Raw genomic sequence first — 13,828 nt, 5'->3', positions numbered from 1 at the left:
CGTGCGTCTATTCCACCGCCCCTGCCGCGGGAACGGCCGAGCCCGCCCTCAGAGCAGGGAACGGCCGAGCCCGCCCCCTGCGCTGGGGCGGGCTCTGTCCAGGGAAGCGGAGCGGCGGCGGCCACCCGGGGGCCGGTGGCCGCCGCACGGAGGGGGCGGCTACGGCCTGTTCAGCCCGAGGCTGTAGGAGCCGGAGCCGGAGTAGGCGTGGACCCGGTACCTGTAGGAGCCGGCGGTGCCGTTGTAGCTGATCGACTCGTCGGGGTTGGCGCTGTCGCTCTTGGCCACCTGCGCCCACGAGGAGCCGTTCCACTTCTCCAGGTAGAGGTCGAAGTCGACGCCGCTCGGACCGTCGAGGCAGCCGGCGTGCGTGCCGGACACGGTCGACTGGTAGGAGGAGTTGTTCGGCTGGTACTGGTTCTGGCCGCTGGTCAGCGAGCCGTTGAAGACCTCGCGGTAGTTCTGGCAACCGGTGGGCGGGTTGCCGCCGCCGGTGACGAGGGTGAGCCCGTAGGCCGAGAGGATCTCGTTGACCGGCTGGAAGTAGGTGGTGCCGCCGGAGGAGCAGTTGCCCGACCCGCCGGAGGTCACGCCCTGCGCCTGGTTGCCGGAGATGTACGAGCCGCCGGAGTCGCCTGGCTCGGCGCAGACGCTGGTCCTGGTGACCTCGCGCACGGTGCCCTGCGAGTAGGTGACGCTGGTGTTCAGCTGCTGGACGGTGCCGCAGTGCCAGCCGGTGGTGGAGCCGGCGCGGCAGACGGAGGAGCCGACGGGGGCCACGGTCGAGCCGTTGACCGGGATGATGCCGGCGCTGTAGCCGTTCACGACGCCGACGGGGGTCCAGCCGGTGTTGACCTCGACCCACGCGTAGTCGTTGCCGGGGAAGGAGGAGCCGCGGAAGGTGCCCTGGGCCTGCTGGTTGGCGCCACGGGTGGTGGCGCCGACGGTCCCGCAGTGGCCCGCGGTCACGAAACCGCCGTTGGTGCCGGCCTTGGTGACGGAGAAGCCGACCGAGCAGCGGGAGCCGCTGCCGATGTAGTAGGCGTCGCCGCCGCGGATGTCGGCGTACGGCACGGGCTGCTCGCCGGACTGCTCGACCCGGACGAGCGCCTTGTCGGCGCCGCTGGCCGCGATGAAGGCCTCGGCCTCGGCGGGCGCGGAGGACAGGATCACGACGCTGTTGGACCGCACGTCGACGTACCAGACGGGAGCGGTCTTGGGAGCGCCGGCCGCGGCCTTGTCGAGGGCTTCCTTGGCCGCGTCGAGCTGGGCGAGCGAGTGGGTGACGACCTTGAGCCGCGCGCCGGACAGGCGGCGCTGGGCGGCGTCGGTGGTGGCCACGACCAGCGCGCTCTCGGGGCCCTCGACCCAGGCGCCGGCGAACTGGCCGCCGAGGCGCTTGGCGAGCCCCGCGGCGGTCTGCGCGGCCCGTTGCTCGTTGGCCAGGCGCGTGAGCGCCTGCTCCCTGGTGAGGTTCAGGTCGCGCTGCATGGCCTCGACCATGCCCTTGGGCGGGTTGACTTCGGCGGGGATGGAGGCGATGGCCGGGGTCGTGGTCAGCGCTAAAGCGCCGATCGCGATGGCGACCAGCGCACGGGTGCGGCGAAGCATGCGGTCTCCTTCGCTTGCTGGGGGTGCCGTCACCGTAACGGCGTGCGACCAGCGCGAGGAGATATCAGTTGCCCCCTATCGCGGTGTTATGGGGAGGTGCCGAAGCCGGGGTTGCGGAGCACCCATTGGTGGTAGACGGGGCTGCGCCGTACGGCGTCGGCGTGGGCGGCCTTGGCGTGCGCGGCCATCCATGACGCGCCGGGCGCGCCCGGGTGGTGGCCGAGCATCTGGCGCCAGCGCAGGGGCGCGCCGGCGATGGGCACCATGACGAGGCCGGGGGCGAAGGGGTGGGTGGCCTGGCACAGGACCACCGCCCGGCCGACCTGGGCGAGATGGACGCAGGTGGCCACGTCGGTCTCGTACATCGTGCTGGGCGTGAAGCCGGCGCGCGTGCACGCGGCGGCGAAGCAGTCGCCGAAGCAGCCGTCGCCCGGGGTGACCGCCCACTGCTCGCCGGACAGGTCGGACAGGGTCAGCTCCTTCTCGCCGGCCAGCCGGTGATCCTGGGCGACCATGACGAAGACGGGGTCGACGCCGATGGTCTGCCAGGCGATGTCGCCGTCGGGCACCCCGTCGCCGCACGATCCGGCCAGCACGTAGTCGAGCCTGCCCTGGGCCACCATGGCGGCGAGCTCGCGCGACGACCAGGAGGTGTAGGTGGAGACGGGCCCCGCGGCGGCCAGCCGGTCGACCAGCCCGCCCAGCACGGGCCCGTTGGTCGCTCCGATGCGGTAGCCGACCGCGGTGGCGTTGGCGAAGCGCACGGCTTCGTCCTGCAGTTCCTGCGCCGCGGGCAGCAGCACGCGGGCTCGGGAGAGCACCAGTTCCCCGAGGGGGGTGGGCCTGGCGCCGTAGCGGTCGCGCTGGAAGAGCGCGCCGCCTAACGCGCGTTCGATGCGCTTGAGCTGGGCGGTCAGCGCCGGCTGGGCCACCCCGAGCCGGGTCGCTGCCTTGCTGACGCTGCCCGACTCCGCGACCGCTCGAACGATCTTGAGGTGCCGGAGCTCGAGGTCCATACCGGGAAAGTAAAACCACCACCACCTCCTCGCAATCCCCGGTTGTCAGGAAATTTGACGTATGTTGTGGTAGCGCGTCGCCGGGTAGCTCACTGTCCATGGGAATCGATCCAAGGGACCTGTCGGAAGAGGACCTGCTCCGCGAGCTGCGGCAGCTCTACCAGACACGGATGCAGACGCTGTTGCACGGGCCGGACGACGCGCTCGCCCGCCACACCTCGCGGACCAACGAGCTGGAGAGCGAGTACCTGCGCCGCCATCCCGTGCGGGACATCGATCCGGGCCGGTTGCGGGAGGGAGCACGGCAGCGATGACGGAACCACACGACGTGCAGGCGCTGTCCGACACCGACCTGGCCGTCTACGAGGCCGTCGCCGCCATCGCGGTCGGTGGCGACGAGGCTCGGGTGGCCGAGGTGTCGAGGATGGCCGGACTGAGCGAGGACGAGACGCGGCGCAGCATGGCCACGCTCGTCGCGATGGGGCAGGTGGTGCCCAAGGGCGAGGGCTTCGGCCTGGGTCGCCACGACTTCGGCCTCGAATACTGAACGATCACCCGCGGGGCTTCCCGCGGGTCTTGATCGCCTGTGGGATGTGCGGGATCGTGGCGGGAGACATCGCTCCGGCCATGGAGACGACATGCATCCTCCCCCAGCGGGCTACGGGGAAGGCGAGTGGCACCACGTTCCCCCGCCGCCCCCGCACCCCCCGGCCCCCACGTCGGGCACCGCCGTCGCCAGTCTCGTCTTCGGCGTTCTCGGGCTGGTCGGCAGCTGGTGCCTGTTCGGCGTCCCGTCGATCATCGCCATCATCCTGGGCCACGTGGCCACCTCGAAGACCAAGCGCGGCCTGCGCCCGGGGCACGGCCTGGCCGTCGCGGGCCTCATCCTGGGCTACATCGTCGTCGTGCCCGCGCTGATCGTCACGCTGATCATCATCGCGAGCTCCGACGCCTCCTCGCTCGCCGGCTGGGTCAACGCCGTCCTCTCCTGGCTGGATTCCATGCTGAATTAGCCCACGTCCCGAAAAATCAGAACATCGGCTGGCAAAGCTGTGACAAGACCGTGGCCATGACCGCCCCGTGAGGGTAGGGCCCCTCCCGAGTGAACCGATCGGGGGACGCGGTGAGAGCACAGGTCATCGGCGGGCTTCTGGCCGTTGCCGGACTTGCCGTCGCATGCGGGACGGCGGGGCAGTCCGGGGAGACGGGGGGCGCCAGAGGCGGCACCGCCAGCGCGAGCGCCATCGGCACCGTCGAGCAGGGCTTCAAGATCGGCCTGCTGCTGCCGGAGTCCAAGACGGCCAGGTACGAGAAGTTCGACCGGCCGTACATCACCAACGACATCAAGGCCTTGTGCCCCAAGTGCGAGGTCGTCTACAACAACGCCAACCAGGACCCCAACCTGCAGCAGCAACAGGTCGACTCCATGCTGACCAACGGGGTGAAGGTGCTGATCCTGGACGCGGTGGACGCCAAGGCCATCGCCTCCTCCGTCTCCAAGGCCAAGAGCCAGGGCGCCATGGTGGTCGCCTACGACCGGCTGGCCGGCGGCCCCATCGACGCCTACACCTCCTTCGACAACCTGCAGGTCGGCAAGGCGCAGGGGCAGGCCCTGCTGGATGCGATCAAGGCGGGCGGCGACCCCAAGCGCGGGCCGATCGTCATGGTCAACGGCTCGCCCACCGACCCGAACGCGGGCGACTTCAAGAAGGGCGCCCACTCGGTGCTCGACGGCCAGGTCACCATCGGCAAGGAGTACGACACGCCCGACTGGAGCCCCGACCAGGCCAACACCGAGGCGGCGGGCGCGTTCACCGCGCTCGGCCCGAGCAACGTGATCGGCGTCTACTCGGCCAACGACGGCATGGCGGGCGGCATCGCGAGGGCCATGCAGAACGCGGGCGTCAAGCAGGGCACCCCGCTGACCGGCCAGGACGCCGAGCTGGCGGCCATCCAGCGGATCCTGCTCGGCACCCAGACGATGACGATCTACAAGCCGATCAGGCCGGAGGCGAAGAACGCCGCCCAGATGGCGATCGACGTCGGCACCGGCAAGCCCGTTCAGAGCACCGCCAAGGTGGACAACGGGGCGAACAAGTCGATTCCCGCGCAGATCATCGCGCCCGTGGTCGTCATCAAGAGCAACATCAAGGACACCGTGATCAAGGACGGCTTCTGGACGGTCGCCGAGGTCTGCACCAGTGCCGTGAAGGTGGCCTGCGAAACGGCAGGAGTCACCTGAGATGGCCCCCGTCCTCGCCCTCGAGGGCATCTCCAAGCGGTTCGGCGCGGTCCAGGCGCTGACGGACGTCGATCTCGAAGTCAACGCCGGCGAGGTCGTCGCGCTGGTCGGCGACAACGGCGCCGGCAAGTCCACCATGATCAAGGTGATCGCGGGGGTGGGCCCGCCCGACGCCGGACGGATCACGTGGGAGGGGCGGCAGGTCACCATCCACAGCCCCTCCGACGCGCAGGGGCTCGGCATCGCCACCGTCTACCAGGACCTGGCGCTGTGCGACAACCTCGACGTGGTCGGCAACCTGTTCCTCGGCAACGAGCTGACGACGGGCGGCGTCCTCGACGAGGTCGCGATGGAGAAGCGCTCCCGCAACCTGCTCCACACGCTGTCGATCAAGATCCCGAGCGTGCGGATCCCCGTGGCCTCGCTGTCCGGCGGACAGCGGCAGACGGTGGCCATCTCCCGCTCCCTGCTGGGCGAACCCAAGATCGTGCTGCTGGACGAGCCGACCGCCGCCCTCGGCGTCGAGCAGACCGCCCAGGTCCTCGACCTGGTCGAACGGCTGCGCGCCCAGGACCACGGCGTCATCTTCATCAGCCACAACATGGTCGACGTCATGGCCGTGGCCGACCGCGTCGCCGTACTCAGGCTCGGCCGCAACAACGGGGTCTTCGACGCCAAGGCCACCTCCCGGGAAGAGATCATCTCGGCGATCACCGGGGCCACCGACAACGCCGTGACCCGCCGGCAGAGGAGGCTCGGTGAGTGAATCCTCGATAGACCCGCGGCTGGTGGTCCGCGAGCAGGGCCTCACCGGCTATCTGGGCGAGTTCCAGCGGCGGGTGAAGGGCGGCGAGCTCGGCGCGTTGCCCGTCATCATCGGCCTGATCGTCATCTGGGCCGTGTTCCAGAGCCTGAACAGCCAGTTCCTGTCCTCCCAGAACCTGTCCAACCTCAGCGTCGACATCGTCCCGACCGGACTGATCTCGGTGGGCATCGTGTTCGTGCTGCTGCTCGGCGAGATCGACCTGTCGGCGGGCGCGGTCAGCGGCGCCTGCGCGGCCGTCCTGGCGGTGCTCAACGTCAACCTCGGCATGAACCCGGTGCTGGCCATGGTGTGCGCCGTCGTCGTCGGCGCCGTGCTCGGCCTGATCCACGGCTTCTTCTTCGCCAAGATCGGGGTGCCCTCCTTCGTGGTCACGCTGGCGGGCTTCCTGGCCTGGACCGGTTTCCAGCTGTGGGTGCTCGGGCCCAACGGCACCATCAACCTGCCGAACGACGGCTTCATCGCCGGACTGACCAGCACCTACTTCGCCTACGTGATCGCCGCGTACGGCCTGGCCGCGGTGGCCGTGGCGGGCTTCCTGGTCGTCTCGCTGGTCGGCAACAACAGGCGCCGCGCGGCCGGGGTCCCGTCCAGGACGACGGGCGACATCGTCTTCCGCACGGTCGTGCTCGCGGTGGTGGCCTTCGGCGCGGCCTACATCCTCAACCTGTACAAGGGGCTTCCGCTCGCGCTGCTGATCTTCCTGCTGGTGGTCGTCGGCACGGACTTCGTGCTGCGCCGTACGAGGTACGGACGCATGATCTTCGCGGTCGGCGGCAACATCGAGGCGGCCAGGCGGGCGGGCATCAGCGTGGCGCTCATCCGGATCTCGGTCTTCGTCATCTCGGGCTCGTTCGCGGCCCTCGGCGGCATCTTCGCGGCCTCCCGCATCTCGAGCGCCAGCCAGGCGACAGGGCAGAGCAACGTGCTGCTGATGGCGATCGCCGCGGCGGTCATCGGTGGCACCTCGCTGTTCGGCGGCCGGGGCACCACCTACTCGGCGTTGCTGGGCATGCTGGTCATCCAGTCGATCGCCTCGGGAATGGCGCTGCAGGGTGTCAGCAACGCCATCCAGTTCATGGTCACCGGAGCGGTACTGCTGGCCGCCGTGGTCATCGACTCGGTCTCCCGCCGGAGCCAGAAGGCGGCAGGCCGAGCGTAACGTGGGGTCATGAAAGCCGCCCTTCCCTTACAGCGCTTGACCCCCCGCGAAGCACGGGCCCGGTTCCGGGCGGGGGAGCGCACGCCCACGGCCGGCTGGTGCGAAGGCTGGACACAGGCCAACCTCATCGCCGTCCCCGACACCCTCGCCGGCGACCTGCGCCTGTTCGCCGAGCGCAACCCGCAGGCCTGCCCCGTACTCGACGTCGGCGAGCCCGGCGCGACCAGCACCCGGATCTTCCCCGGCGACCTGCGCACCGATCTGCCCGGCTACCGGATCTACCGCGACGGCAGGCCGGTCGCCGACGTCGACGACGCCGTCGAGCACTGGCGCCCCGACCTCGTCGCCTTCCTCCTCGGCTGCAGCTTCACCTTCGAAGCGGCCCTCATGCGGGCGGGCGTGCCCGTGCGGCATGTCGAGCTGGGCGTCAACGTCCCGATGTACCGCACGGCGGTGCCCTGCCGCCCGGCGGGGGCGCTGCGCGGTCCGCTCGTGGTCTCCATGCGTCCCGTCCCCGAACACCTGGTGGCGACCGCGGTCGAGGTCAGCGGGCGCTACCCGCGGGTCCACGGCGCGCCGGTGCACGCCGGCGACCCCGCGGAGCTCGGCATCGCCGACCTGTCCCGGCCCGACCACGGCGACCCCGTCCCCGTACGGCCCGGCGAGGTGCCGCTCTTCTGGGCCTGCGGCGTCACCCCGCAGGAGGCCGTCATGGCCAGCGGCGTCGACTACGCCATCGGCCACCTGCCCGGCCACATGGCGATCACCGACCTTCGGGAGACCTAGCCGGCTACGTGGCCGGGCGGGTGGATGCCTTCACCCTGGTGGTCCCCCGGCTGCCGGCGGTGTTCGCGGCGGCACACCCGCCGCGCTGAGCTGCTCGCCCACGCTCGGCGCGCCCCGCCGGTTGTCGATCTCCAGATGCGGTACGGCCGGCGGCTCGTCCACCATGATCGCCTTCATGTAGGCGTCGAACGCCGCCAGCTTGCCCTCGTCCCTGGCCAACCCCCTGGCGACGAGCCGCTCGCGCAGGGTGGCCCCGTCCGAGCGGACCCACACCAGCCTGACCGGGGGCCCGCCGAGCCGCTCGACCCAGTCGGCCCACAGCGCCGCCGAGTGCACCTGAGAGGTGAACGGGCCGTCGAGCAGCACGGGGCAGCCGTGCGCGCGGATCTGCCGGGCCAGCCGCGTCAGGCCCGCGTACTCGTGCCGCTTGACGTGCTCGTCGTACCACGGCCCCTCACGCTCACCCCGCGGCCTGCCGTGCACCGACAGCAGTTCGGCGACGAAGTCGCCGTAGACGGCGTCCTTGTCCAGCAGCGCGGGGACCGGGTCGAGCCGCGCCAGCAGGGCGGCGGCGACGGTCGACTTGCCCGCGCCGGGCGGGCCGCTGATCACCCAGACAGGAACCACAAGGTCAGAGCGTACGCGGATCTGCGTAGGCCGATGCCGCCCGCCTGCGGACGCCCTCCCGCGCGATCATGGACAGACTCGGCGCATGCTCACCATCGTCCTGCGCGCCTTCTCGATCCCCGACCTGCGCAAGAAGCTGCTGTTCACGCTGGGCGTCATCGTGCTGTTCAGGCTGGGGCAGGTGCTGCCCGCGCCCGGCGTCGACATGGTGGCGGTGCAGCAGTGCCTGAGCGGAGCGCGGGGTAGATTCGTCGACCTGGTGCAGCTGTTCAGCGGCGGCGCGATGCTGAAGCTGTCGGTCTTCGCCCTCGGCGTCATGCCGTACATCACGGCCAGCATCATCATGCAGCTGATGGCGGTGCTCATCCCGCGCCTGGACCAGCTCCGCAAGGAGGGGCAGAACGGGCAGGTGAAGATCACGCAGTACACCAGGTACCTCACGGTGGCGCTGGCCGTCCTCAACGCCACGACCGTCGTCGCGCTGGCCCGCTCTGGAATGCTGCTGCCCGGCTGCACCCGCCCCGTGCTGCGCGAGACCGGCTCGCTCGCGCTCGCCGTACTGGTGGCCGTGCTCGTCGCGGGCACCTGCGTGGTGATGTGGCTCGGCGAGCGGATCACCGACAAGGGGATCGGCAGCGGCATGTCCATCCTGATGTTCACCCAGGTCGTCGCCGTCTTCCCGGCCTACATGTCGACGATGTTCGTGCTGAGCCCCTTCACCGCGGTGGTGATCCTGGTCTCGGGCCTGTTCCTCGTCGCGGCGGTCGTCTTCATGGAGCAGGCGCAGCGGCGCGTGCCCGTCCAGTACGCCAAGCGCATGGTCGGGCGGCGGATGTACGGCGGCAGCAACACCTACATCCCGCTCAAGGTCAACCAGGCGGGCATCGCCCCGGTGATCTTCGCCTCGTCCCTCCTGTACATCCCCACCCTGGTCGGCGGCTCGGTGCCGTGGATCAGCCAGTACACGGCCGGCGACCACCCGCTCTACATGCTGGTCTACTTCCTGCTGATCGTGGGCTTCTCCTACTTCTACGTCTCCATCACCTTCAACCCGGCCGAGGTGGCCGACAACATGAAGCGCTACGGCGGCTTCGTGCCCGGGATCAGGCCCGGCCGGCCCACCGCCGAGTACCTGGACCACGTGCTGTCGCGACTGACCGCGCCCGGCGCCGTCTACCTGGGCGTGCTCGCGCTGCTGCCCCTGGTGGCCTTCGCGATCCTGCGCGACCCCTCGACGCAGCAGAACTATCCGTTCGGCGGGACGAGCGTGCTCATCATGGTGGGTGTCGGGCTGGACACCGTGAAGCGGATCGAGGCCCAGCTCCAGCAACGCAACTACGAGGGCCTTCTCAGGTGACCGCCGGTCCTGGGGCCGGGGCGACGTGCCCGGCTGCCCCCTACGCCCCGGGAGAACCAGGCCGCCGACGCCGGCGAGACTCACCCGGAGGAGCCGCGCTCGTGCGGCTCACAGCTGAGCGCGCTTGCGTCGCTCTGGCGGGGAGGGTCGGGCTTGCTTGGGTCGGTCAGGGGGGAAGGGTCAGGCCCGCCTGCGTCGCTCTGGCGGGAAGGGTCGGGCTTGCTTGGGTCGGTCAGGGGGAAGGGTCAGGCCCGCCTGCGTCGCTCTGGCGGGGAGGGTCGGGCTCGCTTGGTCGGTCAGGCGGGGAGGGTCAGGCCCGCCCGCATGGCGAACACCACGAGCTGGGCCCGGTCGCGCGCGCCCAGCTTCACCATGGCCCTGCTCACGTGAGTCCGCACGGTGTCAGGGCTGATCACCAGCTCCCTGGCGATCTCGTCGTTCGACCTGCCGGTGGCCACCCACGCGGCCATCTCCCGCTCCCGAGGCGTCAACGTGTCGAGTCCGGCGACGGGCTCGGCCCCACCCGTCCTGCCGAACAGGCCGATGACCTTGCGGGTGATGGCGGGCGACAGCAGCGCCTCGCCCGCCGCCACCACCCGGATCGCGCTGACCAGCTCGTCAGGAGCGCTGTCCTTGAGCAGGAACCCGCTCGCGCCCGCCTGCAGCGCGGCGAAGACGTACTCGTCGACCGCGAACGTCGTCACCACCACGATCCTGGTGTCCCGCACGTCCGGCTCGGCGGCGACGGCCCGCAGCACCTGCACGCCGTCCATGCCGGGCATCCTGATGTCGAGCAGCAGAACGTCAGGACGCTTCTCCCTGACCAGCGTCAGCGCCTGCCCGCCGTCGGCCGCCTCGCCGACCAGCTCCAGGTCGGACTCCCTGGCGATGAGCGCCCTGAGCCCCATCCGCACGACCGCCTGATCGTCGGCGATCCCCACCCTGATCATCGCGCCCCGCCCCCGCCGGAACCGCCCTCGACCGGGATTACGACATCCCGCCTCTCGCCGGGCTCGCCTTCGGCCGTGAGTACGGCATGCCGCCTCTCGCCGGGTTCGCCTTCGGCCGTGAGTACGGCATGCCGCCTTCTGCCGGGAACGCCGCTGCCAGGGTTCACTGGGTCCAGCGTCGCGCCGGGAGCTCCTTCGGCCGGGATCACGCGGCGCCTCGCGGGAAGCGGGCGACCACGCTGAAGCCGCCGCCGTCCCTGGGGCCCGCGCTGAACTCGCCTCCCGCGGCCAGCACCCGCTCCCGCATGCTGGTCAGCCCCCTGCCCTCGCTCGACATGGAGGCCCCGCGTCCCCGGTCGGCCACCTCGAGCACGAACCCGCCGCGCCCGTCGTCGACCGCCTTCACCAGCGCCCTGGTCGGCCCCGCGTGCCTGATCACGTTCGTCAGGGACTCGCGGGCCACGCGGTAGACGGTGCCGCGCAGGTGCGAGGGCACGTCGGGCTCGGCAGGCTCGAGATCGACGGGCAGGCCCGCGGCCCGGACCCCGGCGACCAGGCCCGTCAGCTGGTCGTCGCCCTCGCGCGCATCGATCAGGTCGAGCGCGCCACGCAGGCCTGCCAGCGCCGCCAGGCTCGTCTCGCGGATCGCCCGCAGCGACTCCCTGGCCTGCTCGGGATTCTCCTCCAGGACCAGCAGCGCGAGCCCGGCCTGCATCGCGATGGTCGAGAAGCCGTGGCCCGCCGCGTCGTGCACCTCACCGGCGATCCTGGCCCGCTCCCGCGCCACCATCTCCGCCACCAGGGCGCTCGTGGCAGCCCGGCCGTCGGTCGTCTGTGTGGTCAGGGCGTTCGCGGCTGCCTGGGTGCCGGCCGTCCCCGTCGCCAGGGCGCTGGCGGGGGTGCGGGCCGAATCGGCGGACAGGGGGCTCGCGGCGGGCCGCGTGTCGGCGGGTGCGGCCGGGGCCGGGAGCGAGGACTGCCACAGGGCGGCGGGCGATCCGCTCGTGCCCCGTGCCGACCAGGCGTGCCGCCCGGCGGGGCGCGCGGAGCCGTCGAGGCTGGCGGCCCCGTCGGACAGGTCGCCGTAGCAGGCTGGGCGCGCCGAGAGGTCGAGACCCGCAGCCGCCTGGGACCCGTCGCCGTAGCACGCGGCGTGCGACGCGATGCCGGGCGCACCGGCGGTGTGGTGGCGGGCCTGATAAGCCGCCGTGTCGTGACCGTGGGGCAGGTGGGAGGCGCCGTGACGTGCCGCCCCGTCGTGTGTCTGGGGCACATGGGAGGTGCTGTGACGTGGCGCCGCGTCGCGAGCGGCGGAAACGCCTGACGTGCTGGGGTGGTCGGTCGAAGGCGCGGGCAGCGGGCTGTCGTGGTCGTAGGCGGCGGCCACCGCCGCGCGGGCCTGGGCCAGACCGCTCAGCGAGAGCGGTACCGCCAGCCACCCCGCCCACACCAGCATGACGACGGCGGGCATGTCGCCCATGCGGGCAGCACGGGAGGCCGCCGCGGACATGGACTTCCACAGGCGGCGGACAGGGCGTCGGTCCCGTGTCACCATTCCGCCCAGATCCTAACCAGTTTCGGTGTCCCCGCGATCGACCCTCCCGCGCCGGGACGCCCGCGCCCTGAGCCCGGCGGCGCGGTGTGGTCCCGCCCGCGACGGGCGATCAGGCGTATTCGTCGTTGAGCCGCCACCACTCGTAGGGCGCGGTCTGCGGCCAGCCCTCGGGGGAGTCCTCCCAGCTCTCCTGCCTGCCGTACGGGGTCAGGTCGAGCAGGTTGAAGTCCATCCGCAGCCGGTCGGCGCCACGCGAGGTGGTGAAGTAGGTGCGGAAGACGCGCTCGCCGTCGCGGAGGAACACGCTGATGCCGAAGCCGTCACCCGTGCCGCAGTCGAGGTTGAACTCCGGGCCGGAGTACAGCGGCTGTCGCCAGTCGAGGCGCTGCCGTATCTTCTCCAGGTCCGCGTACGGCGAGCGCGAAACGACCGCCATGGCCGTGTCCCTGGCCCGCAGGTGCGCCAGGTTGGGGATGTTGTCGGTGAAGGACGCGCATCCCCGGCAGGGCAGGCCGTCCTTGTGCAGCGGCATGAAGTGGTAGACCACGAGCTGGCGGCGGCCCTCGAACAGGTCGAGCAGGCCGACCTTCCCCTCGGGGCCTTCGAAGACGTAGTCGGTGCCGAACTCCACCATCGGCAGGCGACGGCGCTTGGCGGCCAGCGCGTCGAGCAGCCGGGTGGCCGCCTTCTCCTCGACGAGCAACGCGTCGCGAGCCGCCTGCCACTCCTCGGCGGAGACGATCTTCGGAAGGTTCATGGTGGTTCCCCTTGTCTCGTCCTACTCCTAATTTAGGAGTAGACACTTAGATTAAACAAGAGGAAGCGATATGCTGATCACGTGCGTAGCTATCAGGACCCGTGCGGGGTGGCCCGTGCGCTCGATCTCGTCGGCGAGCGATGGGCGCTCCTGGTGATCCGCGAGCTCATGCTCGGCCCCAAACGCTTCACCGACCTCCACCGCGACCTGCCGGGCAGCAGCCAGAACGTGCTGTCCCAGCGGCTGCGGGAGCTGGAGACGGCCGGAGTCGTACGGCGGCGCAAGCTGCCGCTGCCCGCAGCCGTCTGGGTGTACGAGCTGACCGAGTGGGGGCTTGGCCTCGAACCGGTCCTGCTGCACCTGGGGCGCTGGGGCAGCCAGGCTCCCATCACGACCACCAACCAGCTCGGGGTCACGTCCCTGCTGATGGCGTTGAAGACGATGTACCTGCCCGGCACCGAGGCGGTCATCGAGCTGCGGACAGGGGAGGAGACCTTCCATGTGCAGGCGTCGCCCTCCGCTGTCTCGGTCGGGCGGGGCGGCGCGGCAGGCCGTCCTGACGCGGTGCTGAAGGGGGAGGCGGGGGCGCTGGCCTCGGTGCTCCTCCAGCGCGGGGACCTCAGGGAGGCGGTCGCCACGGGGGTGCTGGAGATCGAGGGCGACGAGGCGGCCGTGACCCGCCTGATCGCCCACCTCGCCGTCTCCGCCTGAGCAGCGCCTCCACCTGCGCGCCCTATCCCGCTGAGCAGCGCCCCGGCAGAGCGCGGGCGGGGCGCCGGATTGGCGCGCGTGCGTGGTTGCGGGCGTGGAGGGCCGGCGTGCGGCCGCATGCACCCTGTACAGGCCCTGGGCGGGTGCTGGTTTCGTGTGCGTGCGTGGCTCCGGGCCTGGGCGGCCGGCGGGTGGCCGCGCGCTCGCTCACGCGGGGTCGGGCGGGGCGCC

At 71.2% G+C, this 13,828-nt stretch carries 15 protein-coding genes; 9 read left to right on the top strand and 6 right to left on the bottom strand.

Annotated features, from left to right (window positions below; all coding sequences use genetic code 11):
• Window positions 1-159: 159 nt before the first annotated feature.
• Window positions 160-1,611, bottom strand: a complete 1,452-nt coding sequence (locus ABZX22_RS24780) for a S1 family peptidase (RefSeq protein WP_354913095.1) — start codon at window positions 1,609-1,611, stop codon at window positions 160-162.
• 86 nt (window positions 1,612-1,697) lie between these two features.
• Window positions 1,698-2,627 carry a LysR family transcriptional regulator gene (locus ABZX22_RS24775; RefSeq protein WP_354913093.1) on the bottom strand — a complete coding sequence of 310 codons (930 nt, stop codon included), beginning with the start codon at window positions 2,625-2,627 and terminating at the stop codon, window positions 1,698-1,700.
• 98 nt (window positions 2,628-2,725) lie between these two features.
• Here ABZX22_RS24775 and ABZX22_RS24770 point away from each other — a divergent pair, with 98 nt between their 5' ends.
• The 7 genes from ABZX22_RS24770 to ABZX22_RS24740 all read left to right on the top strand — a co-directional run bounded on the left by ABZX22_RS24770 (window position 2,726) and on the right by ABZX22_RS24740 (window position 7,640).
• Window positions 2,726-2,941 carry a DUF6158 family protein gene (locus ABZX22_RS24770; protein WP_354913091.1) on the top strand — a complete coding sequence of 72 codons (216 nt, stop codon included), beginning with the start codon at window positions 2,726-2,728 and terminating at the stop codon, window positions 2,939-2,941.
• Complete coding sequence (locus tag ABZX22_RS24765) at window positions 2,938-3,174, top strand: hypothetical protein (protein WP_354913090.1); 237 nt, start codon at window positions 2,938-2,940, stop codon at window positions 3,172-3,174. Before ABZX22_RS24770 ends, ABZX22_RS24765 begins: the two co-directional genes overlap by 4 nt.
• 91 nt (window positions 3,175-3,265) lie before the next feature.
• On the top strand, window positions 3,266-3,640 hold the full coding sequence (locus ABZX22_RS24760; RefSeq protein WP_354913088.1) for a DUF4190 domain-containing protein: 375 nt from the start codon (window positions 3,266-3,268) through the stop codon (window positions 3,638-3,640).
• Window positions 3,641-3,750: 110 nt separating this feature from the next.
• Entirely contained in the window at window positions 3,751-4,869 is a 1,119-nt protein-coding gene (locus tag ABZX22_RS24755) for a substrate-binding domain-containing protein (protein WP_354913086.1), read from the top strand.
• 1 nt (window position 4,870) lies between these two features.
• The gene (locus tag ABZX22_RS24750) at window positions 4,871-5,635 is read left to right on the top strand and encodes an ATP-binding cassette domain-containing protein (RefSeq protein ID WP_354913084.1); all 765 of its coding nucleotides are present in this window, start codon (window positions 4,871-4,873) and stop codon (window positions 5,633-5,635) included.
• Window positions 5,628-6,854 (top strand): sugar ABC transporter permease, encoded by a 1,227-nt coding sequence (locus tag ABZX22_RS24745; RefSeq protein ID WP_354913082.1) that lies wholly within the window; start codon window positions 5,628-5,630, stop codon window positions 6,852-6,854. The genes ABZX22_RS24750 and ABZX22_RS24745 overlap by 8 nt, the downstream gene beginning before the upstream one ends.
• A 9-nt stretch (window positions 6,855-6,863) precedes the next feature.
• A complete protein-coding gene (locus ABZX22_RS24740; RefSeq protein ID WP_354913080.1) occupies window positions 6,864-7,640 on the top strand; it encodes a putative hydro-lyase in 777 nt (258 codons plus the stop codon).
• A 30-nt stretch (window positions 7,641-7,670) separates the two neighbouring features.
• Here ABZX22_RS24740 and ABZX22_RS24735 read toward each other — a convergent pair whose 3' ends face one another.
• A complete protein-coding gene (locus ABZX22_RS24735; protein ID WP_354913078.1) occupies window positions 7,671-8,267 on the bottom strand; it encodes an ATP-binding protein in 597 nt (198 codons plus the stop codon).
• Window positions 8,268-8,352: 85 nt separating this feature from the next.
• Between ABZX22_RS24735 and secY the strand changes: the two genes are divergently transcribed.
• Window positions 8,353-9,624, top strand: coding sequence for a preprotein translocase subunit SecY (secY, locus tag ABZX22_RS24730; RefSeq protein WP_354913076.1), 1,272 nt, complete (start codon window positions 8,353-8,355; stop codon window positions 9,622-9,624).
• Between the two features lie 296 nt (window positions 9,625-9,920).
• Here secY and ABZX22_RS24725 read toward each other — a convergent pair whose 3' ends face one another.
• From ABZX22_RS24725 to ABZX22_RS24715, 3 genes are all read right to left on the bottom strand, one after another.
• Window positions 9,921-10,574, bottom strand: coding sequence for a response regulator transcription factor (locus tag ABZX22_RS24725; protein ID WP_354913075.1), 654 nt, complete (start codon window positions 10,572-10,574; stop codon window positions 9,921-9,923).
• A gap of 205 nt (window positions 10,575-10,779) precedes the next feature.
• Window positions 10,780-12,054: a sensor histidine kinase gene (locus ABZX22_RS24720; RefSeq protein WP_354913073.1), complete on the bottom strand. Its 1,275-nt coding sequence runs from the start codon at window positions 12,052-12,054 to the stop codon at window positions 10,780-10,782.
• A gap of 184 nt (window positions 12,055-12,238) precedes the next feature.
• The gene (locus ABZX22_RS24715; RefSeq protein WP_354913071.1) at window positions 12,239-12,886 is read right to left on the bottom strand and encodes a DUF899 domain-containing protein; all 648 of its coding nucleotides are present in this window, start codon (window positions 12,884-12,886) and stop codon (window positions 12,239-12,241) included.
• A gap of 81 nt (window positions 12,887-12,967) precedes the next feature.
• Here ABZX22_RS24715 and ABZX22_RS24710 point away from each other — a divergent pair, with 81 nt between their 5' ends.
• Window positions 12,968-13,597 (top strand): winged helix-turn-helix transcriptional regulator, encoded by a 630-nt coding sequence (locus ABZX22_RS24710; RefSeq protein ID WP_354913069.1) that lies wholly within the window; start codon window positions 12,968-12,970, stop codon window positions 13,595-13,597.
• The last annotated feature ends 231 nt before the right edge of the window (window positions 13,598-13,828 follow it).

The sequence above is a fragment of the Nonomuraea sp. NPDC003804 genome (genome assembly GCF_040610675.1).
In the GTDB taxonomy this organism is placed as follows: domain Bacteria; phylum Actinomycetota; class Actinomycetes; order Streptosporangiales; family Streptosporangiaceae; genus Nonomuraea.
This window is presented reverse-complemented; position numbering and strand designations above follow the sequence as displayed.

Coding starts and splice junctions, on each gene's coding strand:
- ABZX22_RS24765 (WP_354913090.1), top strand. CDS start 2,938: ATGACGGAACCACACGACGTGCAGGCGCTGTCCGACACCGACCTGGCC.
- secY (WP_354913076.1), top strand. CDS start 8,353: ATGCTCACCATCGTCCTGCGCGCCTTCTCGATCCCCGACCTGCGCAAG.
- ABZX22_RS24715 (WP_354913071.1), bottom strand. CDS start 12,886: ATGAACCTTCCGAAGATCGTCTCCGCCGAGGAGTGGCAGGCGGCTCGC.
- ABZX22_RS24725 (WP_354913075.1), bottom strand. CDS start 10,574: ATGATCAGGGTGGGGATCGCCGACGATCAGGCGGTCGTGCGGATGGGG.
- ABZX22_RS24760 (WP_354913088.1), top strand. CDS start 3,266: ATGCATCCTCCCCCAGCGGGCTACGGGGAAGGCGAGTGGCACCACGTT.
- ABZX22_RS24780 (WP_354913095.1), bottom strand. CDS start 1,611: ATGCTTCGCCGCACCCGTGCGCTGGTCGCCATCGCGATCGGCGCTTTA.
- ABZX22_RS24775 (WP_354913093.1), bottom strand. CDS start 2,627: ATGGACCTCGAGCTCCGGCACCTCAAGATCGTTCGAGCGGTCGCGGAG.
- ABZX22_RS24740 (WP_354913080.1), top strand. CDS start 6,864: ATGAAAGCCGCCCTTCCCTTACAGCGCTTGACCCCCCGCGAAGCACGG.
- ABZX22_RS24770 (WP_354913091.1), top strand. CDS start 2,726: ATGGGAATCGATCCAAGGGACCTGTCGGAAGAGGACCTGCTCCGCGAG.
- ABZX22_RS24720 (WP_354913073.1), bottom strand. CDS start 12,054: ATGGGCGACATGCCCGCCGTCGTCATGCTGGTGTGGGCGGGGTGGCTG.
- ABZX22_RS24750 (WP_354913084.1), top strand. CDS start 4,871: ATGGCCCCCGTCCTCGCCCTCGAGGGCATCTCCAAGCGGTTCGGCGCG.